Raw genomic sequence first — 24,663 nt, forward strand, 5'->3', positions numbered from 1 at the left:
GTTATAGTTTACAAGTGAATTTAATATTGAAATTTTCCAAAATAAATCATCAACACATCTAGTGTTGTCATTCCATACGTTGAACCGTCATGAAAACAATGATCGGTTGCCGCAATATAGTATTGATAGGGTTTTTGTGGAATTTTAATGACTGGATAATCTGGGAAATGTTTGAAAAATAATTTTGATATGTTGTATAAATCTACCTGCTTTGTTGTCACGCCAAATTTCTTTTTAAGCATATTATATGCTTGCGTCAGTGATAAATTTACATATAGAAAGTAGCGTGTTTCGTTTCCTAAGTTAATTGTAAAACGATTGCCCGATTTGTATGTTGCATGCACCATTTTTGGTTCAGCGCCATCATTGTGAATTCCCATACATTTTTTATCTTCTTCTGTATGATTTGGCGGAAGCATATTCGTATCTGCCGCAACCATGTCAATGTTTGGAAGGTTTCCGCCAATGAAGTGAAAGTGAAATGGTTTTTCGTTTGCAAAATCGTTCAGATAGTTTTGCATAGTATTGCTCAGCTTCAACGTCATATCATGATCTTTTTGCATACAGGTACGGACATCTTCTGGTCGCAAACAATCTTTGAATTTTAATGCGTCAAATTGCTCTTTTAATTCATCAGAAATATCGCCAACATAGACTGTATTATAATAATTTCTGTTAGCAATTGCTTTTAATGAATTGATTTCTTTTTCAGATAGTTTTCGCCAATCGCGTTTTACGACATACGCGTCATCTTCATATTTCGGAACAAAAGACCAATCTAAATAGTCAATTTTACTTTTTTCTTGTTTTGAATGATGAATTGTTCCAGAATTGATTCGAACTTCATCAAAAAAATTGTCAAGCGTGCTGTGTAATTTTATGCCGTTTTGTATGATTTCCATCTGATTAAATATTAAGAAAGTTGATCGAATAAACCAGTATATACAATAGTAATATCTATTTCTTTGGTTCCAACCGTAGATGCATCATGAAAGAAATTATCCGTTGGTGCTACATAATATTGATATGGTTTTATTCCTAATTTTATCACTGGATAATCAGGATAATGTTTGAAGAAATACGTTGCAATGTTATCTGGGTTGAGTTGTATTTTTTTTACATCTATTTTTTTACGTACTAAGTTATAAATTTGAATTAAGGTTAAGTTAGTAAATATTAATGTGCGCGTTTCATTGCTTAGATTGATGGAAATTCTGTTGCCAGATTTGTGCGCCGTATGAATTTTAAAATGCTTGCTTTGATCAATGTGCAAACCAACGTAAAGAAAAGAATCATCAACATAAAAACTTGTCATGGTTTCTCTGTTTGGCATTGCTCTGGTGATTTTGTGAAATTTAAAATTTCCCGTAGAGGAACAATCTTTTAGAAATGAATGCAACGCTGTGTTTACTTTTTTTGTGTTTGCTTTATTGTCTTCAAATTTAGGATATACTTCAGTTGGTTGTGTACAACTTTTTAAATCCAACAGATTGAATGCATCTTTTAATTTTTTAGAAATTTCGCCAACATATAAGTTTTTATTATAGTTAGAAAATTTAGCGTTTGTTGCTACCAATAATTTTGATTCTACTGAAGTTAGTGAACGCCATGTATGCACAGGAATATAAGCATCTTCAAAGTATTTTAAGCCTTTGTATTCCAGCACTTCGTGTACACCAGTATTGATTGTTATTTGGTCAGAAATATCTTTTATATTTCCAAAAACGCGCATTCCTTTTTGTAGTTTCATCTGTTTGCTTTTATATCATTAATCTTGTCAGATGTAAGTATTTATATGTGTAATTCCTTTTTGAAAGAAACTAATTTTTGTTGCATTACAGGATCAATTTTAATTTTATTTTCTGTTGAAAAACCTTTAATAACATTTTCATAAACCAATCGTTCTGTATCTAATTCTGCAACTGATTCCGCAGGTAATGCATTAAGAATATCGTTTTGAATAAACGCAATTAATCGTACCATATCTTGGCAATACATTGTAGGATTATCAAATCCGTTTTCCTCAGAATACCGATGTCCTAAAAATCCGCCACCGCAAATATCAAAAACTGGACAGTTTAGACATTGCTCTGCTACATGATCATGCGCTTTGTAATAGAGTTGAAATGTTTCATCTTCAAATAAATCTTCTAATTTATTGTTATGTACATTGATTTCATTTCGTGTAATTCCCTCAAAACAGGCTCTTAGCGAATCTACCACTTCTACACTTCCGTCAGATTCTACCACCAAAACGCCATTAGTACGTCTTCCAATGAGTTGATTTCCTATTCCATCTTGTCCCATGATTAGTTTTACTAAACTTTCAAAGAAGTAAATTTTTGGACGTTCTTTATCAGCTTTCCATATTTTGTATAAATCAATAAACCAATCTGCATATGGTGTGTAATTTTTGTCATTCCATTTATTGACATCTAAACCTAAAGGTGCCTGATCGTAATGACCATCTGGCAATAATAAATTGAGACTATTTACTGCCAAATTCTTCATTTCAGTGTATAAATCATGTACAGGAATTCCGATATTAACCACTAATAATAAGCCAGCCAATCTATTTTTGTTTCCAAGCTGAATAGCTTTTGCCACTAGATTATACGAACCTTTTCCGTTATGAAAAACGCGATATTCATCATGATATTTTTTAGGTCCATCAATGCTAATTCCGACTGAAATTTCCAGTTTCTGAAATAGTGTATACCAATTTTGATCTAGCGTAACTCCATTGGTTTGTATCGTAAATACAAATTCCACTTTTGGAGCTGTAGTTTTGAATATGGAAACACATTTTTCAAAGTAATCTGGTTTTGCTAATAGTGGTTCGCCACCATGAAATACAATTTGAACGTATTTAATTTCAGAACTTTCACAATAATCTCGTAACCTATTGGCAAAAAATTGCACCGTTTCTAATGCCATAAATTTTGGCTGTTTTAAATACGTCTGATCGCCCATATTATACATATAACAATACGAACAATTGAGATTGCATCTGCTAACAATTTTCAATACAAATGAGGTGACTTTATACATAGTTGTTTTTTATCTGATTGTTAAAAAAAACAAGATAATCTCTATAAATAGAGATTATCTTGAAGAAATTACCTGTCTCTAACTGGCGCTGGGTCCATCGGAGTTGCTTGCAAGAATTGATCAATTTTGTCATAAGCAGATGCTCTTGAGCTTTTTGCGCTCACAGCTACTACTGGACAATTTGAACTTGCACGACCTCCAAAAATTGCTTTGTAAAGGTCTAATTGGTCTTCGTTAGAGTTGTTTAACGCTTTGTCAACAACTTCTTTCGACTTTAAGTCTGAAGTGATTTTTGAATTTTTCTTCATCTTTAAAATATTTAAGTGATTAATAAAAATGCTATCAGTAAGGACATAGCAATTGCCCTTCATTTTATAGTTAAATGAAAAACTTAAACTCTTTTATATGTTTATTACGGTTTAAAGTCGTCGTTGAATATCACTATTCCCTGGATCTCTATACCGTTGATCTTTTACTGTTGACTTACCAAAAGCGTATCGCACTGCAAATGCTACACTTCTAGTATCGTGATAGTTAGTGTCATTAATTTGAATGTCACCAACTTGGATGTCATATCGGTCTTTGTTACTCCTAAATAAATCTCTTCCAGATAGGGACAAACTAAAGTTTCCAATATTCTTCCTTAGAACAATTTCGGTTTCTAGTCGATTACCAATTTCGGTATTGACTAATGTAAAGGGGAATGTGTTTTTTGCGAATACTGTTAAAGAGAGTCTTTTTTCTTTTGATAAAGTAAAAGTCTGATTCGCAGAAAGGTTTAATAGTAACGTATTACTGTCAATAGTTATTGTATCATCTGCATAACTTCCTGTGGTTTGCACATGACCAAATAGTGAAGTCGCATTTACGCGCCACCACGATTGTATTTTAGTTGCAATGGAGATGCTTCCTGAGTATGAATATTTGTTTCCATAGTTTGTTTTTCTGTTGATAATAATTCCATCAGCAGCATTAAAAGGAAGTGCGTAAAACTCATCTAATAATTGACTTGCTGCAATTTGTGCTACCACACGAATTTTTCCTTTGTTTTTTGTGTAATTTAACTCTTGGCGATAATATCTAGAAGGATTTAAAAAAGGATTTCCTTGAAAAAATGCTCTGTCTGTTGTGTATTTTCGAAATGGATTTACGTCCCAAAAACTTGGTCTAGAAATTCGGCTCGATACTGAAAGTACAAAACTATGATTGTTATTTGGCGCGTATTTTAAGAATGCTGTCGGGAATAAGTTTGTGTAGTTTCTGTCTACTACATTTTCACTTTCTAACTTTCCTTTGGCAACTGTATTTTCTACTCGTGTTCCCAATTGATACGCCCATTTTTCATTTAATGTATGATTGAATACTGCATAAATAGCATTTATATTTTCGTCATATTCAAAGAAGTTACTTCGTGTAGCATCATCTTCAAAAGTCATTGATGCTTCATTTCGTGTATCAAAATCAAGATCGTTGTCAACATTTGAGAAAGAGAATTTTACACCAGTTTCAATTGATATTTTATCATTGATGAGAACTTCTAAATCGAGTCGAAAAGATTTATTATTTACATTTTGAATTGTCGCATTTCGAAACCAATCGCGAATGTATAAAACGTCATTGTTTTCTGACGAAAGTACATTCGTTTTACTGATTCCTGTGTTATCCGAAGAAAATTCTATTACATCAGCATCAATTGTCAATAAAGTTCCTTTGTCGTCTAGTTTTCCTTGATAGTTTAGATTGATGGAATAGTTGTAATCATTTGCTTTATCATTATTTCTAGTAAACGTTAACGAATCGCTCGATACATAGTTATCAAAACTTCCTGCATTTCTGTATTCGTTTTCATCCGAACCTGAATATTCAAGCAAAACGCCCACAATGTGTTTTGAATTTATTTCATAGTCTACACCTAAATTTGCTCCTGAGAATAAAATTTTTGAAGTGTTTTCCGTGTCTATAAAACGTGTTTGTAAATCTTCCGTTTCTGGGTAGAATATGTCTTTTTCAAACGTAGTTAAACGTTCTCTGTTACTTAGATATGCTGTAGAATATACATTCCATTTTTCTTTTCTATAATTGAGATAAATACTTCCAGCTTCCGAGAATAATCGTGTTTGGCGCGCACTTATACTTGCACTTCCAACCAAACCTTCTTCTTTACTTTTTTTGGTAACAATATTGATGATTCCTGCGCCGCCTTCAGCTTCAAACCTACTTGATGGCGTTGTAATGACTTCTATTGCTTCTAGATTATCGGCAGGAATACTTTTGAGATAATTCATTAATACTTCACCCGAAAGCCGTTTTTTTCTATTATTTATATAGACAATGACGCCGCTTGTTCCGGCAATTTCAATTCCGCCATTTTCATTGGTTGATACAAAAGGTGTTTTATTCATCGTTTCCCAAACACTACTTCCAATAATTAAGTCAGAATTGGCAACGTTGAAACGCAAGCGATCTATTTTTCGTTCAATGATATTTTTTTCAGCCGTTATGACAACTGTAGAAAGTTGTGTGTTTTTTTTAAAGCTAAAATTTTGAATTTTATTTTTTTGAAGATCAACAGTTATCATAGAATCAACATAGCCAATATGACTAAAATTTAGATGATAAGTTCCTTTTTGTAGGTTTTCAATTTTGTAATAACCAACACTGTCTGTAAGCAGGTTTTTTATAAGTTCTTTTCCTTTTAGAATACTTATAAATACATCAGGAAGCGGCGTTTTGGTTGAGTCTGTTACAACACCTTCAATAGCGGATTGACAATGAGCGAACTCATTGCAACTGATGATGAGCATCAATGCTATTAGTGTTTTTTTCATGTAACTTCCCTACTGTTATTGAAATAAAATAATTCTCATAAAAAAAATTCTATATGGTTCATATAAAATTTTACTTTCACATAACACAAAGAATTATTACTTATGTATTACCCTGTACTAACTTACAATAAATAAAGTGTTTTACCTAAGAGACTTGTTTTAATTAACGAATTATTATGTGCTATTTATTTGTTAAAACCATGTAATGAACATTATTTTAATTCTGAAAATCAATAGATTATAGATTGTAAAATTGATGCTATTATTAAGATTTCTCTTAGAATGACTTTCCAATACTAATGATTGAAAAGTTGTGATAATTTATTAATATATTCTAAGAATCGTTATTATTTAAAAATAAAGTCTTACTACTTATAGCAAGACTTTACCCTTATAATTGCATAGGACTTCCCAAAATAATCATTCCGTAAACTAGCGTATCTCTTTCTCGTATGTGTCTCCATTTCATTACTTCGACTTTTATAGGTTTTCCTATCGAATCCTTGATGGCAACTTTCATTTTCATAGGAATTCCCGTAAACGCAACTGAAATATCATAATTACGATACACATCTGCTACACTTTTTGGAAGATAATCATAATCAGTTTTACCAATATATTTATACCGATTATATCCAAAATTATGTCCCATTAGTTTCACATATGCTGGATTGAAATATTGCGCAATGAAATAATCGCCTCTTTTCAATTTTTGAAAAATTGGCATCGGAAAGGTTTCAAAATTTCTATTGTATAGTATCATATTGGAAACCAACGCTTCGTTAATTGTCTCCAATCTTGCAATTCGTTCTACCAATCCTTCATTTTTGATCCGCAAATTATAGGCAGATAAGGTTAAGATGGCAATTGGTATATATGTGAATAATTTGTGCTTTTTGCAAAACTTAAAAAATACCGCATACCATTTTCGTTTTCGTTTGATGTTTTTATGTATAATTTCCATCAAGAAGCGAATTTTTTAAGTGCATTTTTAACAAATAACCCTAAGTTATTGTTTATAATTCCTATGAATTTTCCGCTAGAACTTACCGCGAAACCTAAGATGACTAAAATTATTCTTGTTCTGGAAAACTGTATTTCTTCCATTCCAATAATCATATACGCGTACATCGGTTGAATGAGCGGAATGATAAATACTATAAAACCTATAAGTCGTACAATAAATACCCAACGTCGCTGTGATGTATTGTCTCTATCTTTAATTATTTTAATTGAATTCATTTTTCTTTTTCTTAAATTAATGTGTAATTATTGTCTAAAAAATTTAAGTCGTTGCGTCCAATCAAAAATCAATCGTGTTATTGATGATCGTGATTAAAATGCTGATCTAAAAAGTGAACTATATTTATAGAATGCTATGCTTCGTAATCGTTTTTGATGGCTTAAGTAGCATCAACATGGATATATTGGGAGAAGTTACCTGAAAACGTTTTGCTATAAAGCTGAACCTATACTTTCTGATGAGAAGATTTCGTAGTTTTTTAAGTAAACTATTACGAATTTAATACTGTTTTTTGCTTGTGGTAACTATATACTTGTACTCGGCATTTTTTTGACTAAAAATCCTTTAGCATACAAAAATATGGAAAGTGAAGTAGGTTTTAAACTATTTGCAAGTCGTTTGCCCGTAGTTTCAGTAAGTTGTTAAGGTATGTTTTGTATTGAAATTCATAAAACAGACAATTTAGCATTGAACTTATCAAAACGCATGCACTCTCAAAATGAGCAGATACATATAAACAATGGTTATTTCCTAAAAATGAATTCGTGCAATAGTTTTTTTACAATTTATAACAATAAATATTGTCAATTACCAATTCTCTACATGTAAGAATATTAAATCCATATTAAGAACCTTTTATTGCTTCTAAAGACTAGCAGTAGCCCCAACTAAGAAACTCATTATTGAACTAAAATACTGATAATCAAATACTAAAATATATATTCTCGAAAGTACTAGTTTACCACATTATTTCACATTTTTTTAATGAAACTTAAATCTTATCTTGCTAATTTTAATTTATTTTCATACATTTAGTATCATACTCCTACATTATTAATCATTAATAAAAAATCATTATGACTACTAAAAACACTTCAAAATCCGCATCAACCAACTCATCCAAGGCAATTAATGAAAAAGACTTAATAACTAATTTCTTAACGAATCTTGAAGAACTTCATAAGGAAGCATCCAAAATACAGGCAAATTTACAGCAAGATGCAAATGAAAAAATTCAAGCAGCCAATGAGACTTATAAAAAAGTATATGAAAGTGAGCAAAAGTCACTTTCAGATTATATGCAAAAATCTCAAAAAAGTACTTCTGATTCTGGGAATGATGAATATGAGGCATATTGTAAAGCAAATAAAAGTTTTTTTAAGAAACTTAATGATGCTCAAGAAAACTTTAGAAATACTCATACAAAAATCAATGAAGATTTTTCCGAAAAATTTCAGTCAAAGCACAAAGGACTATTAAAAGATTATATCAAGGTTTACAGAGAGTACAATACTTCTATGATGGATGTTTTATCAAAATCTGTGCAATCTAATAATCCCAATGAAGTGATTAAGGCTTGTCAATCAATGATTTCTGTTTCTCAAGATGCTTTAGTAAAAGGAATTCATTTAGAGCAATAGAAACTATTTAGCTTACTCCTTCCTCAGTGTCTTTAAATATGTATTGAGGTCATGTTATAATTAATTCATACTTTAATGAGCACTCAGAGAATCATCAGATCGCTTAAAGATAGAGGTATCCACATTTTTAAAGATAGTGATAACATTAAATTAATTGGACCAGAAAGGCAACTGACCAAAGATATTATAAGTAATGTGAGGCACTACAAAAAAGATATCTTGTCCTTTATAGATAAATCTTCTTCTCTAATCTCAAACCAAAGGGAACAGATTGGATTCATAGAACAGCAAACGAATTATGAGTTGTCGGCTGCCCAAAAAAGATTGTGGATAGAACAGGAAATGGCTCCTGAATCCGCTTCTTATAATATTATGGAAGTTGTGCAATTACCAGCTCCATTAAACGCTAGAGCATTAAGAATGGCATTTTCGTTATTAATAAAACGGCATGACATTCTTAGAGCACGATTCATTTCTTTAGATGATTCTCCACGACAACAAATTTTAACACCTAAAAAAAATCAATTCAAACTAGAATGCAAAGAACAAATTCTACATCATGAGTTTTACCAGCTTGTGGAGCATAAAATAAAGAATGAATTATCCAGACCTTTTGATCTTGCTTCTGAATCTTTGTTTAGAGCTCACTATTTATCTTCGCAAACAGGTCAAAGTGTTCTCATTCTAAATCTTCATCATATTATATGCGATGGCTGGTCTATGAATATCATTTATCAGGAATTATTTGACTTCTATGAATCGTTTCAACAAAAACAAATTCAATCTTTACCAGCGTTACCTATTCAGTTTCAGAATTTTGCAGAATGGGAAGTGAAACAGATGCATACAGATTCGTATAATCTAAGTCGAAAGTTTTGGCTACATAAGTTTCAAGGGGAAATTCCAGTGCTTAATCTACCAACGGATCGTCCCAGACCTGCTCAAAAGACAAGTCGGGGAAAATGCCTGACATTCAGTATTCAAGCAGATTTAATAGATGATTTTCAAAATATTTGTGATCAAAAACAAGTAACATTATTTGCTGGAATAGTGAGTGTTATTTATATTTTATTTAGTAAGTATACGCATCAGAAAGACATGATTTTTGGAATTCCAATAGCAGGTAGAACATTGCCGGAAACAGAATCACTAATAGGTTGTTTTGCTAAAACATTGCCTCTTAGGCTTATCTCTGAATCTTCCTTATCATTTAGCGAATTGTTGTCTACAGTAATGGAAGAAATTATTAATTGTAACGAATATCAGGAATTTCCATTTGACAGTCTCATAGACGAACTAAAAATTAAACGAGATGTTAGTAGATCACCTCTGTTTGAGATCTTAATCGCTATGCAAGATTTAAAGTCGAATCCTTTTGAATCATCTGTAAGTACATTAAATGATCCAAATCTAGAAAGTGAGCATGAGGTTTCTACCAAGTTTGATTTGAGTTTTGGCATTAAGCAAACTAAAGATGCTTTAATCATATCCATAGAGTATAATACAGCTCTTTTTGATTCATGGCGAATTCATCAGTTAAAAGATCATTTTATTACTATCGTAGATAAAGTTGTGACAAAACCGTCAGTACAAATTCAAGATATTAATCTCTTGGAAGCCAAAGAAATTGACATCTTATTTAATCAGTTTAATCCTGGTATTTCAAAAACTTTAGAAGCAGCTACACTTCATCAACTTCTCGAAAAGAATTTAGATCATTATCGTGATGCTATCGCTTTAGTTTTTCAAGATAAAAAATTGACACATGGCGAACTTCATGATCTGAGCAATCAAATGGCTAGGTATATTTTAGATATTTTAAAGGCAAAACCATATGATTTGATTGGTGTTTGCATGAACCGAACCTTAGAAATGGTGGTAACGCTTTTAGGTATCCTTAAAGCTGGATGCACTTATGTTCCTATTGATCCTACTTTTCCAAAAATTAGGCAACAGATGATTATTGAAGATGCTGAAACCAACCTATTAATGTCTGATCACCAGATGGCTTTTAATGACTCAAACACCAACATCTGTATGGTGATAGAAGAATGGAATACAATACGCGCTTTAGATAAAACTCCCGTTTTCAGTCACTCAAATCCTGATGCACTTGCATACATAATTTATACTTCAGGTTCAACTGGAAAACCCAAAGGTGTAGAAATAAGTCATAAAAATGTCACTAACTTTATTCAATGGAGTAGAGATTGGTTTTTGGACAGAAATTTAAATGGAATGTTATTTTCCACTTCAATATGTTTTGATCTTTCTGTTTTTGAGCTATTTACACCATTATCTAGTGGAGGTCAGGTTATTTTGGTCAATAATGTACTAGAAATCCAAAACATTCCTCATTATCTTGCTATTGACATGATTAATACAGTTCCGTCTGCCATGAAAGAACTGATAGTATTAGATGCAATTCCTGAGAATGTTAGACATATTGGCTTAGGTGGTGAGGCTTCAAGTCGTGAATTAGTAAATACTATTTATGAAAAGTCTTTTATTGAAGGCGTATATAACTTTTACGGTCCAACTGAAACTACTGTTTATTCTGTATGGGATAGAATTAGAGAGGAAGAAACCAATCCTCCCGCAGTAGGCAAACCGCTTTACAACACACGTGTAGCCGTTTTAGACGAATATCAAAAACCAGTTCCAATAGGTATTATTGGAGAAGTTTATTTGGGCGGCACTGGTGTTTCTTCTGGATACCATAATCTACCAAAAGGTACAAAAGAGCGTTTCATGACTATTTCATTTCCACCTGATGTGTCTTCAATTATAGATGATAGCTGGAACAACACACCTTTTTATAAAACAGGCGATTTAGGGTATTGGCAGCCAGATGGAAGATTAATATTGTTAGGAAGAAAAGATTCACAAGTAAAAGTAAGAGGTTATCGAATAGAATTAGACGAAATTGAAAATCAAATTTTGAGTTTACCTTCTACTCTTGAAGTATCTGCAGTTATCAAACAAGATCACAACGATCAAAATTTTATTGCTGCATTTTTCACTGCAAATGAAAAAGTAGATCATTCTCAATTGCTTCAAAAATTGAAGGAAACATTACCAGGTTATATGATTCCACAGCGACTTGTTCAACTAGATGAAATGCCTCATACACCCAATCTTAAAATCGATAGAAAGGCACTCGAACTTCCTGCACAATCTCAGTCAGAATCAATACATGAAGCGCAAGAACTAAATGAAACTGAGCGCAAATTGACAGAATTATGGAAAGACGTTTTGGGTATTTCTCATGTTAATTTAGATGATGAATTTTTCCAAATTGGAGGACACAGCTTGAGAGCAACTCGTTTGGTTTCTATAATTAATAGACAGTTTAAAGTAAATCTGAAATTGCAATCTATTTTCTCTCATTCCACAATTCGCGAGTTATTTCCTTTAGTTGAAGCAGCCAAAACCAATGGAACAGGAGAAATTATCAAAATTGAAGAAATGGACTTCTATATGTGTTCTCATGCCCAAAAAAGTATGTGGACACTGAGTCAGAATTCTGAATCACATTTGGCATATCTTCTTCCACTTCGATTCGAAATTAATCAAAATCTAAATATCAAAGCTGTTCGGCAAACACTTCGTGATCTTATGGCAAGACATGAAATTTTAAGAACTACTTATTTATATCAAGAAGACCAACTTGTTCAAACCATTAAACCTATTGAAGAAATTAACAATCTTCCATTTCAACTTACTGATTTATCAGATCATAAGCATGCAAGTTTGATAGTTCAAAACATAATAAATAGGGAAGAAACGACACCATTTGATCTAAGCAGTGAGTTTCCATTAAGAGTTCATATACTCAAATTCAGTCACAATCAATTTGTAGTACTACTTACATTTCATCACATCGCTGTAGATCAATGGTCGTTAAATATCTTAAAAAGCGAAGCTCTCAAAATATATCATTCACACACTGGAGGACCTTTACCTCGTTTAGTTTCACTTTCTGTGCAGTATAAAGATTATTCGGTTTGGCAAAGCGACAAACTTTCAAAGGAAAAAGATCATGAAATTTACTGGACATCGCTGTTTAAATCAAAACCTGAAATACTATCATTGAACACAGATTTTCCTAGATCGGCCATACCTACATTTGAAGGTTCTAGGTTTCACTTTTCATTAAACTTTGACGAATCTAAAGAATTAAAAGAAATAGCATTCAAATCGTCATCTACGTTATTTATGACGCTATCTTCTTTGTGGAAGGTATTATTTTATAAATACACTAAACAGGATGATTTGGTGATTGGTACTCCAATTTCAGGGCGCGATCACGGTGATTTGGAAAACCAAGTAGGCTGCTATATCAATACACTGGCAATACGATCAAAGTTAAATCCTGAGAGTACTTTTTATGAATTTGCAGCACATGAGAAAGAACGAGTTCTTGAAGCATTTAAACATCAATCATATCCATTTGACCAACTGATTGACCAATTGGGTTATTCGTATGAACCAAGCCGATCACCTCTTTTTGATTTTATGATTAATGTAGGAGAAAGTGATGCAGATAATAAACCTATTGATCCTTTTCATCAACTGAATCAACGAAGCAAGTTTGACCTGTCATTTTCATGTAATGAAGCATCAGAAATACTTCATTGTTCATTGGAGTACAAAAGTCTTCTTTACAGTCAACAACGTATAGAATTATTGGTTTCTCATTTTAAAACCTTAGTAAAACAGGTTAGTACAAAAACCAATTTTCCTATCAATAAACTAAGTTTGATGAGCTTGGAAGAACGAACAAAAGTAACCAAAGGATTCAATGAAACGTACGAAAGTCTTCCGCAGGATATTACTGTTTGTGATCTATTCTTTGATCAAGCGAAACTCCATCCAAATCAAACAGCTATTTATTTTAAAGGAAAGAAATTTACTTACAAATACTTAAGTGAAAAGGTTAGAAAAATTCAATATTGGCTACAAAACACTCATAATGTTGGTATTGGTACTCTTGTCGGAATTCATATGAATAGAACACCCGATATGGTAGCCACACTGCTTGCCATTATGTCTAGCGGAGCCACTTATATTCCTGTTGATATTAATTATCCTCACAAAAGAAAAGAGTATATCCTTAAGGATTCCGAAGTTTATCTAGTAGTATGTGATTCTGAAGAATTATCAGAACTTTATGACGTTAAAATGATGCTTTTGCCATCTGATAAAGAAAAAATAACCAACGCTAACAAACCTCAACATACACATTGTAAGCCTGAAAGTATTGCTTATCTTATCTATACTAGCGGATCTACTGGTAAACCAAAAGGTGTTGAGGTCACGCACAAAAACCTTCTAAATTTACTTTTATGGGCAGGAAAACAATTCAGTACATACGAACTTTCTGGACTCTTAGCTTCGACTTCCATTTGTTTTGACCTTTCAGTGTTTGAGCTTTTTTCACCGTTAACTCATGGGGGAAGCATCGTGCTCATGGATCATGTGTTGGAATTGATGGAATCTGAAGATAAAGCGAAAGTTACTTTAATTAATACAGTGCCATCTGCCGCCTTAGAGTTGGTAAAAGCTGACGCCATTCCTAAACAAGTACAATCTGTTATTTTAGCTGGTGAAGTACTTAGACGCAATTTAGTGAATCAGATGTATCAACTTGATCATATTCAATCGGTTTATAATTGCTATGCGCCTTCAGAAACAACTACTTACTCTACACTGGAATTGGTTCATTCGAAGAATATTTCGGAAGAACCTAGTATAGGACAACCAATTTTAAATACATCTATTTTTATTTTAGATGAACACATGAAGTTAGTTCCTTTAGGAATAAAAGGCGAATTATATATTTCTGGCGAAGGAGTTACTAAAGGATATTATAATAGATCAATTTTAACTCAGGAAAACTATGTAACTATATATCCTTTTGGAGATTTACAACCTGTTAGAGCATACAAAACAGGAGATTATGGAGAATGGTATTTTGATGGAAGAATAAAGTTGTCTGGAAGAGAAGATAATCAGATTAAATTGAGAGGTTATCGTATTGAAATTGGAGAAATTGAAGCTCAACTTGTAAAGTATCCGGAAGTATCTTCTGTATGTGTTTTGAAAAAATCTGATGAAGATCATGAGTATCTTGTGGCTTACGTTCAAACAGATCATACTAAAATAGAAGAATCAGAACTAAAGCAATTTTTACAACAAAGATTGCCCTCTTATATGGTTCCTGATACAATTGTCTTTCTAAAAAAATTTCTACTTACTCCAAATGGAAAGATAGACAAGCTCGCACTTCCAAATCCGCAAATCAAAACACTTCATTCTATAAATGAAATAAATTTTAACTCAGAACTAGAGTTAAAGTTGGCAACTATTTGGTCTAAAATTTTGAACTTGGAAGTAGTACTTCCGCAAGATCATTTTTTCAAATTAGGAGGACACAGTCTGAAAGCCGTTCGTCTCATTACGAAAATTTACAAACAGTTAGGTGTTCAGTTAAAAATCAATGACATTTTTACGCATCCTACATTAGAACAACTTGCACAATTCCTTAAAGGAAAGGATACAAATACATCTTCTGCCATTCCACAAATTCGTTTGGCAGATCATTATGAAGTCTCTCCACAACAAGAGCAATTATGGTTGCAAGCTAAGTTGGAGCAAAACCCAGTATCCTACAATATTCCAATGCAATTTGAAATAAATATTCCCTTGAATTTCAAAATTCTTGAAGAAGCATTTCTAAAATTAATTGGAAGGCATGAAAGTCTCAGAACAAGTTTTTTAGAAATTGAAGGCGAATTGCGACAACGTGTTTCTCCATTGGAGCAATGTCAATTCAGTATAAAATTAACAGACTTATGTAGGCAACCAAATCAAGAACAGCTTATTAAAAATATTGTAGCTCATGATCTGATGCAGCCATATAATCTTACAAAACCTCCTTTGATTAGAGCGCATCTTATTATTACAGCGCAAAATTGCTATCAACTATTGCTCAATGTTCATCATATTATAAGTGATGGTTGGTCATTGTCCATAATGATGAGAGAACTCTTTGAGTTTTATGATAAATTGGCGCAAAATGAAACCAACTTCCCTACGCAGCTTCCTGTTCAGTTTAAGGATATTGTGGCGTGGCAAAATGCACGTTTGCGAGGAGATGAAAACACAGCGTTAAAAAATTATTGGATGAATCAATTGTCTGGAAAAATCATACCAATAGACCTTCCTTTAGACAAACCACGTACAGAAATAAAGACTACTTCGGGTAAAATATTTTTTGGTAGCATAAGCAAAGACATTGTAATACCATTTAAAAAGATATTGGCTACATATGAAGCGACATTATTTATGGGATTCTTAGCTGTTTTCAAAACACTTATCTACAAATATACAGGCTCAGAAGATATTATTGTAGGTTGTCCAATAGCTGGTAGAGATCACCCAGATATGGAAGGACAACTAGGATTGTACACTAGAACTTTGCCTTTGCGTTCTAAGCTTTCAGGAACAACTCCTTTTTCAACTTTTCTTCAACATTTACGAGATATTACGCTTTCAGGATATCAAAATCAACTTTATCCCTTTGATTTGGCTACGGAAGAACTTAAAATTAAACGGAATCCAAGCCGTTCGTTACTCTTTGATATAATGGTTGTAATGCAAAATTTTAATGAATTGGATCAACCTGACTCTCAACAGCAAAAAGAAGACAGTGAAAATACAATTCAAAATATTCATCAGGAAGAAGTGTTTTGTAAGTATGATTGGCTCTTTTCTATTTTTGAGGTAAATGGAGGACTTGACATGAAGGTTGAGTATAATACCGATTTGTATGAAGAAGCTAAAATTGAACAGTTTATTGCCCATTTGTCCATTTTGATGAAAAACGCAAGTTCAAATCCTAATGAACTGATCAATAATCTTAGGTTCTGCTATAAAGAGGATTTACGCGTTCAAAAACAGTTTAATAGTTTGCTCCAAAAAAATAAACCGTTACCTCTTGACGAAATAAAAATAAACGATTATTACACGGATTCTAAAATTCAACATAAATATACAGCATTATCAATTTCAAACTTTTTTTCGGATAAACACGGAATTGGCACTCATAAAATTGTCGCTATCATAGATTCCGACAATTTGGAAACAGCTACGCTAATACAAGGCATTAAACAAGCTGAATGTCATCTACTTATACTCCAATCAGAAATAGCATTGGAACACATGAAGCGTGACGTAGATATCGCCAAGGTTGAAGTGATTATTGCTTCTACGACTGATTCACTTAAAGGAGAACAATTACTTTGGGGATGTAAATCAATGAAACATTTATTAGTGCTAGACGCTATTCATGATGCCAAAAAGCATACAACAAAAGCCATTATTCAAGACAAATACTGGAATGATCTTTCATCTTCTAATGACATTTTCGAACAATCTGGAAGACCTTTGCAAACAGATTGGAAAGGAGAAATGAAAACCTTGAAACATCATTTAAAAAATAGATTAGACAAAACCTGTAAAATACTCGAAATAGGTTGCGGCAATGGACTTATAATGAATGAAATAGCCTCAGATGTAGATTACTATACTGGAATAGACTTCTCTGATAGACAGCTTCAACTTGCCAGAAAAAATAAACGAAAAAATAAACTCAGAAATGTTAGCTTGTTTCAAATGGCTGCACATGAAATCAGTGAATTGGAAGCAGCACATTTCGATTTAATTATTCTTTCTGATGTAGCACAATGGTTCGATAATTACAACTATTTTGAAACAGTACTCGAACTTTCACTGAAAAAGTTAAATACCGGCGGAGTTATATACTTAAAAGGACTTCCAGAGTTAGTGAAAAGAAAAACTTTTTTAAGAAAAAACGACTTGAGCTTGCCTTTAATTGCAGATCTTGTTGAACATGGTTTATGGTTTTCGAAAGCATATTTCTCCTTTTTAGGTAAAAAATTGCCTAACATAGAAACGCTAACCTGGGGAGAAAAATTAACTAAAAGGCAATCATTAAATGATAGTTGTAGATTTGATGTACTGATTACAGCAACTAAAAAGTCTCCAAAACAATCCGTAAAAAATATAAAACGTCGATGGACAAATCAAGATCTGATTTCAATACCTCATTCAACTCATTCTGCAAAACATACATTTCAATGGACCTGCAAGCATGATGAAGAATTGTACACTTTTGACGCTACACAGTTGGCACAACAACAGCAATGGCTTGAAAATCAGTTTCCTGAACTTACGCAATTAAAAAGATATCACACTATTCCGCATAGTATATTATCATTTCCAACATCTTCGGCAGAAGTATCACTAATAGCTTTTTCACAGTTTTGCAATCATGAGTTTACCTCAAGTAAGCATGCTAAAGATGTAGCATTGGTATGCACTGCAGCAGAGTTTAGTAGATTGATTGATTTGCATGAGGTTGATTCAAGTATTTCACTGTTTAAGCATCTAAAATTGGTTGTTGTCTTTGAAGGCTTCTTAAGTCAGCACAATTGGTCTCGAATTTCTGTTCTGACAAACACGAAAGTCATTCAATTAGCAGGACTTCCTAATGCTCCCGTAAAATGGTTTGTTTATGAAGGTCAAGAGCAAGTATCAGTTGCAGGTATAGTTTTAGGCAAGCCAGTTTCGTATATGGAAGCGTATTGTTTGGACTCCGCAAATAAGAGTCTGCCTCCAAATATTACTGGAACTATCTGTTTGGGAGGTTTGGCGATTCCTAAAAATTTCAAAGCTAGCTTTCAGCATCCTTTCAACAATAAGAAATATGTTTTTAAGAGTAAACTTCAAGGTCGATGGACAACAAATGGATTGCTTATTATGCACGTACCAGATCCTATCAATTTGCTTCATCTCCAGCGCATTCAGCAAGAAACAGAACATTATTTGAATCTGCGACCAGAAGTTAAAGGAGCAGTTGTACAAATTATAGATTTTGAAAAAGGGAATCCATCGCTTCAAATTTATATTGAAACAGATGATAAACAAATGGATTCCGCACAATGGAATCAATTGATCAAACGTCATATAGCTGGTATTAATATCCCAATTTCTATTCAAAAAAAGGTATTACCAAGAACAACAGGAGGCATTATCAACAAATCATTATTACAGGGAATTTTTGAAGCACCTAGTTCATTCACCGAACAAGAAGTGGCTAAAATTTGGAAAGCTGTTTTGAAGATAAAAAAAGTGAGCGTTGTAGATCATTTTTTCCATGAAGGAGGAAATTCTATTCAGGCGCTTCAACTTATTTCTAAACTCAATAGTGAACTTCAGCTTTCGTTATTGGTGCTAGATATTTTTGAATATCCTACAATTAGAGAGTTATCCAACAAAATAGGAGAATTATCAAATTCTGGGGAATCACAAGGAATTCCATCAGTGAAGCTTGCTGCTTCTTATGAAATATCTCATGCTCAGAAACGATTATGGATTATTTCTCAATCTCTTGATGCTTCATTGGCGTATCACATTAGTGAAACTTTCCATATAGATGAATTTAACGAAGAATTATTTAATAGAACTTGGTATGATCTTATGGAAAGGCACGAAAGTCTGAGAACTTATTTCTTTGAAAGCGAAAAAGGAATTAGACAAGGTATTATGAGTTCATCAGATTTTCAGATCGATATAGAAACCGTAGATCTTACGCATGATTTTCATCCAGATTCTACGATAGCACATATTTCGCAAGAGCGTTCAGAATATTTCTTTGATTTGGAAGAAGCACCTTTGTTTCGTTTAACAGTATTTAAACTTCCTTTCAACCAAGCTGTCATTCATACAACTATGCATCATATTATAACAGATGGCTGGTCTACAGTAATTTTAAAAAAAGAGTTTCTCCAAATGTATACCAATTACGTTCGCGGAATAACGCATCGACTTCCTACTCAAAAAATTACGTATAAAGATTTTGCGCATTGGCAGAATAATATCTTGAATAGTGAAGAAATTACAGCTTCTAAAAACTGGTGGCTAAAACTATTTGATTCAGAGATAACACCACTTCAGCTTCCTACGGATTTTAGGAGAGCCAATGTTCAATCTTATAACGGAAAGGTTCATTCTTTTCATATTGAGGAAGAATTACTGATCCCTTTCAGAATATTATTAAAGCAACATGAAGCCACGGAATTAATGGGACTTATGACCATTGTAAATATATTATTGTATCGATATAGTGGGCAATCTGACATTGTTATTGGATCTCCTATTACAGGAAGGGAACATCCAGATTTAGAGTCTATTATAGGGTTTTTTGTACAAACTATGGCTATTAGAAATCAGTTTGATAAAACGGATTCCGTTAGTCAAGTATTAAAACGAGTAAAAGAAGTATGTTTGGGAGCTTTTAGTCACCAATCGTATCCATTTGATTCATTGGTTGAAGAAATCAATCCGCCACGTGAAAAGGGACGATCTCCTCTTTTTGATGTGATGCTAGTGTTACAAAATATATCTGATCAAAACACGGTAGATTCAACTTATACAAGCATTTCTGAAGATCAGAATACTCATGCGAAATTTGATCTTGTTTTTGGTTTTGAAAGCACTCAAAATGAGCAAGGAATGAACTGTTCCATTGAATACAAATCTGGTCTTTACTTACCTGAAACTATTCACAGAATGGCGAATCACCTTAAAAAAATATTGAAAAACATAATTAAAAATCCTGATTTACCTGTTTCTCAAGTGAATTTTATGGATGAAGCCGAAAGAGAGTTTGCTCTTTTTGGGTCAAATAATCCCGTAGTAAATATTTCTAATAAACCGAGAACGCTTGTAGCTTTGTTTGAAAAGCAAGCAGCACAAAATCCGCTATCCAAAGCTTTAACATTCAGAAATCGAAGTTGGTCATTTGAAGAATTAAAACATGCTTCAGATGCATTAGCTGCGACATTAATTCATCATCAAGGGATTCAAAAAAATGATTTGATAGGTCTCATGATGAATCGTTCGGATCAGATGATCGTTGCATTATTAGCCATTTTAAAAACTGGCGCTGGATATGTGCCGTTGGATCCTAACTATCCTTTAGACAGGTTGCATTACATGATCAACGACAGTGCAATTAAGCTAGTTGTTACAGAAAGTGAATTAGTACACCTCACTGATGGTTTTAACACTTCACACTTTTGTATTGACAGTGATGAAGCTCTTCATATGGATCTTCAAACACATCCTATTAATGTAACTGTTGAAGGAAATAACCCAGCTTTTGTAATATACACTTCTGGATCTTCTGGAAATCCTAAAGGTGTACTGATTAGACATCATAATGTTGTCAATGCTATTATTTGGAGTATTGACTTTTTCAATCCTGAAGGAAAGTACAGTACTTTTTCAAGTACTTCCATCAACTTTGACCTCTCGGCATTAGAAATTTATCAAAGTCTTGGAAGTGGCGGACATCTAATAATTGGTGATAGTATATTCGATTTAGCTGAAAATAATAACATACCACATATTGACCTTATGTTTGGTGTTCCTTCCGCAATACGTGAGTTAGTTAAACTAAAAGCGATCCCAAAAACGGTACACATGGTAAGTATGGGAGGCGAAGCTTTGGACAGGCAATTGGTTAATGAAGTGTTTCAACTGGAACATGTAGAATATGTAAATAATATGTATGGACCATCGGAAACATCTATCATAGCTACAAATGCTCCACTTAAAAGAGGAGATTCTACAATACCTCCAATTGGGAAACCATTGCCCAATATAAGAATGTATGTTCTTAATGAAAACCTTGAGCCAAACCCGATAGGTACTATTGGAGAACTCTACATTAGTGGTATTTGTGTCGCCGATGAAGGTTACCTCAACAATCCTGAGAAAAGCGAACTGGTATTCATGGATGATCCTTTTGTAAAAACGGATCGCATGTATAAAACTGGTGATTTGGGAAGACGCCTTAGCGATGGAAATATTGCTTTTGTAGGACGCGCAGATCAGCAAATAAAAATTCGAGGATTTCGGGTTGAAATTGGTGAGATTGAAGCGCGTTTGTCAGCTCATAAAGATATTAAAGAACTTTCTGTGTTGGCTGTAAAAGATAGTAATGATGATAGTTATTTAGAAGCATACGTTTTATCTGAAAATATAGTATCAGGTTATGAATTGAAGTCTTGGATGAAAGTGTCATTGCCAGAATACATGGTACCACAAAAGTACATTCAAGTTGAAGCTTTTCCTTTGATGCCAAATGGCAAACTGGATAAAAAGAAACTCAGAAAACTGGGTGGTAAAACCTTGAGTTCAGTTCAGGATGAGGTAAAAGCAAGAAATGAGATTGAAGCCAAGCTCACACTAATCTTTATGGACTTACTTGGTTTAGCTACTGTAAGTGTAAAGGATGATTTTTTTGAAATTGGCGGACAAAGTTTGAAAACCATTCGGATGTGTTCTAAAATCAGTCAAACTTTTGGTATATCGCTCTCTATAAAAAGTATTTTTAAACTAAGAACTATTGAACAGATAGCTCTTGAAATTGAAGCTATTCTTTGGGTTAAGAAAACGCTAGAAAGTATTCAAGAAAAAGTAACACAACAAAAAACAATTGAAGTATGAGTACATTGACTATTACCAATATTTCTGTATATATTCCTGATCATAGGATTACTGTAGATGAATTATTTACATCAATACCTGTAGCTTCTATTCCTTCCTTTACTGGTGGAGATGGCGATTATTTGCAGTATCTCAAATCAGATTTGGGATATTCTTCCATCAGAACAGCTGGCAAACTTAAAGATACTGATTTGCTTATAGGAGCTGCCGACCAACTTTTTGATTTGGATATTGTAGCACCTGAAGATATTGATTTTCTTTTTATGGCTCAGGAAAGCGATGTAATACAAAAGGAAAATTCTGGGCAATTTCTACAGATGGAGTTTGATATGAATCGTGCTAAAATCATGACCATTTCTGGACATCATTGTGCAAATGTAGATGCTGCTATATATATGGCAAATTGTGTAGCAAAATCTGATCTCTCGATAGAAAAAGTTCTTATCGCTGGAGTTGTATCTATACCTTCAGCGGAAAAACGTATGGTAGGCTCTTATGGTGTTCTTGGTGATGCTGCTACTTGTATTTTACTGGAGAGAAATGCAACATCTGGATTTGAGTTGGTGTATACTCATATGGTTTCCTTGGGCTTGCTTCATGAAATAGATTTAACTAAAGACGTTTCGCTTTTACTTTGCAAGTATTACACATTGTGTCTTACTGAATTAATGGAGAAGTCTGGTTTTTCAGATAAAGATATTGACCATATTATTATTCAAAATGCTAACACAGCACTAATTAATCAATGCATATCTGCTGTTGACCTAAACACAGCTAAAGTGTTTTCAGATAACTTAAATACTTATGGGCATCTTGACAGCATAGACCTTCCACTAAATATGAGAGATCTTATGAAAAAAGGAATTAATGATGGTGCTCACATCCTAACATTTGGATCGGGTATTAACGGATCTTTCATCGCATCAATCTTTAAATATTCAGCATGAACACATCAGAAATAACACAACAGAGTTATCCAAGCAATTTTAATCTTACTGAAGATAAGATGAATAATTTAATTACTATACTAAAAACTAGTTCTAAAGGACGACTGGAATACTTTAAAGACGGAAAGACTCACACAAAAGCTTTTAGTGATCTTTATGAAGATATTAAAAAAACTGTTTTATTCTTCCATCAAAAAGATATTCAACCTGGAGATCGTTTAGGAATCATTGGTGAAAACTCTCTGGAGTGGGTTATTATTGATCTTGCATGTATAGCTTATGGATTGATTACTGTGCCTTTAGATCCTGTTGCTGAACATAATTTGGATGAAGCAATTACGGCTTATCAATTGAAACATACGCTAACCGATGATTCTAAATACATAAATCATCCATCTGTTTCTGCCTTTTCAGAGATCTATTCGATTTCAAATAAAACACACAACTTAAAATCATTAAAGCAGTATGATATTAATGATATTCTAACCTATAAGTTTACATCTGGATCTACGCAATTGCCAAAAATGATAGGAGTTCAAAGGAAAAGTGTGGATGCTGTTCTAAAAGCTATTCAATCGCTTTTTAACCATAATGAGCAAGATAAAATTCTAGTTTTTCTTCCCTTACATGCTTATCAGATGCGCTATTGGTTATATTCCGCAATCTTATATGATTTTACACTTCTTCTTGCTCCAAAAAGACATATTTTTTATGCGCTTTCAGAGTTAAAGCCAACGGTGGTAATGGGGGTTCCTCATTTTTATGAAACCTTAATGAAGATGTTTTTGGAAGAAGTAGACAATCCAAAAAATATTACGACGCAAGATGAACAGCTTTTTCAGGATCTGACAGGCGGATTCATTCGATATTTATGGACAGGCTCAGCTCCTATTCATCCTCAAACACTTCAATTTTATTTTGATAGAAAGACGCCACTTTTTCAGGGTTATGGTATGAATGAAACTTGTATCGTATCTAAAAACTATGCTGGTTTTAATAAAATTGGAAGTGTTGGAAAACCACTTCCGCATATTCACATTAAAATTAGTGATGTAGGTGAGTTATTGGTTAAAAATAAATTTGAAGTAAACACCACTTATGAAATCTGTAAACCTGGAGATAATGAAGCTACTTTCATAGAAAATGGTTATGTGGCTACTGGCGATTTGGGTCACATTGACGAAGATGGTTATCTCTATATAACTGGGAGAAAAAAAGAATTGATCGTCTTGTCCAACTCTAAAAAGATTCATCCAAACACGGTAGAAAAGTGGATGACTACTTCTCCTTACATCAAGCAATGCATGATTATTGGAGATCATCAACCTTATATTGCAGCATTAATTTATACTGAAAACTCTTTAGACAGACAGATTATTTCGGAAGAAATTTTGCGACTTAATGAGACTTTAAAACCAGAAGAACGGATCATCAAATTTGAGCTTATCGATGAAATTTTTTCGCAAGAAAATGGGCTATTAACTTCTCAAAAGAAATTGAAACGAAAAGCTATTAGTTTACAATATCAATCTCTTATTGAAACACTTTTTTAATATATTAAAAACACCTTT

Annotated in this window: 11 protein-coding genes; 4 read left to right on the forward strand and 7 right to left on the reverse strand. The window is 33.0% G+C overall.

Annotation, left to right across the window (positions count from 1 at the left end; translation table 11 throughout):
* Positions 1 to 20: 20 nt before the first annotated feature.
* The 7 genes from IMCC3317_RS06235 to IMCC3317_RS06265 all read right to left on the reverse strand — a co-directional run bounded on the left by IMCC3317_RS06235 (position 21) and on the right by IMCC3317_RS06265 (position 7,121).
* Entirely contained in the window at positions 21 to 902 is an 882-nt protein-coding gene (locus IMCC3317_RS06235) for a hypothetical protein (protein ID WP_160128656.1), read from the reverse strand.
* Positions 903 to 913: 11 nt separating this feature from the next.
* Positions 914 to 1,750 carry a hypothetical protein gene (locus IMCC3317_RS06240; RefSeq protein ID WP_160128657.1) on the reverse strand — a complete coding sequence of 279 codons (837 nt, stop codon included), beginning with the start codon at positions 1,748 to 1,750 and terminating at the stop codon, positions 914 to 916.
* A 41-nt stretch (positions 1,751 to 1,791) separates the two neighbouring features.
* Positions 1,792 to 3,051: a radical SAM protein gene (locus IMCC3317_RS06245; protein WP_160128659.1), complete on the reverse strand. Its 1,260-nt coding sequence runs from the start codon at positions 3,049 to 3,051 to the stop codon at positions 1,792 to 1,794.
* 68 nt (positions 3,052 to 3,119) lie between these two features.
* On the reverse strand, positions 3,120 to 3,359 hold the full coding sequence (locus IMCC3317_RS06250; RefSeq protein WP_160128661.1) for a hypothetical protein: 240 nt from the start codon (positions 3,357 to 3,359) through the stop codon (positions 3,120 to 3,122).
* Between the two features lie 111 nt (positions 3,360 to 3,470).
* A complete protein-coding gene (locus tag IMCC3317_RS06255) occupies positions 3,471 to 5,879 on the reverse strand; it encodes an outer membrane beta-barrel family protein (RefSeq protein WP_160128663.1) in 2,409 nt (802 codons plus the stop codon).
* 391 nt (positions 5,880 to 6,270) lie between these two features.
* Entirely contained in the window at positions 6,271 to 6,843 is a 573-nt protein-coding gene (locus tag IMCC3317_RS06260) for a hypothetical protein (protein ID WP_160128665.1), read from the reverse strand.
* Positions 6,843 to 7,121, reverse strand: coding sequence for a hypothetical protein (locus tag IMCC3317_RS06265; RefSeq protein WP_160128666.1), 279 nt, complete (start codon positions 7,119 to 7,121; stop codon positions 6,843 to 6,845). Before IMCC3317_RS06265 ends, IMCC3317_RS06260 begins: the two co-directional genes overlap by 1 nt.
* 858 nt (positions 7,122 to 7,979) lie before the next feature.
* Here IMCC3317_RS06265 and IMCC3317_RS06270 point away from each other — a divergent pair.
* From IMCC3317_RS06270 to IMCC3317_RS06285, 4 genes are all read left to right on the forward strand, one after another.
* Positions 7,980 to 8,543, forward strand: coding sequence for a hypothetical protein (locus IMCC3317_RS06270; protein WP_160128668.1), 564 nt, complete (start codon positions 7,980 to 7,982; stop codon positions 8,541 to 8,543).
* A gap of 75 nt (positions 8,544 to 8,618) precedes the next feature.
* Complete coding sequence (locus IMCC3317_RS06275; RefSeq protein WP_160128669.1) at positions 8,619 to 22,145, forward strand: non-ribosomal peptide synthetase; 13,527 nt, start codon at positions 8,619 to 8,621, stop codon at positions 22,143 to 22,145.
* Positions 22,142 to 23,092: a 3-oxoacyl-[acyl-carrier-protein] synthase III C-terminal domain-containing protein gene (locus IMCC3317_RS06280; RefSeq protein ID WP_160128671.1), complete on the forward strand. Its 951-nt coding sequence runs from the start codon at positions 22,142 to 22,144 to the stop codon at positions 23,090 to 23,092. Before IMCC3317_RS06275 ends, IMCC3317_RS06280 begins: the two co-directional genes overlap by 4 nt.
* Positions 23,089 to 24,645: an AMP-binding protein gene (locus IMCC3317_RS06285; RefSeq protein ID WP_160128672.1), complete on the forward strand. Its 1,557-nt coding sequence runs from the start codon at positions 23,089 to 23,091 to the stop codon at positions 24,643 to 24,645. Before IMCC3317_RS06280 ends, IMCC3317_RS06285 begins: the two co-directional genes overlap by 4 nt.
* Positions 24,646 to 24,663: the final 18 nt, after the last annotated feature.

Origin of the sequence: Kordia antarctica, assembly GCF_009901525.1 — a bacterium.
Lineage (GTDB): Bacteria > Bacteroidota > Bacteroidia > Flavobacteriales > Flavobacteriaceae > Kordia > Kordia antarctica.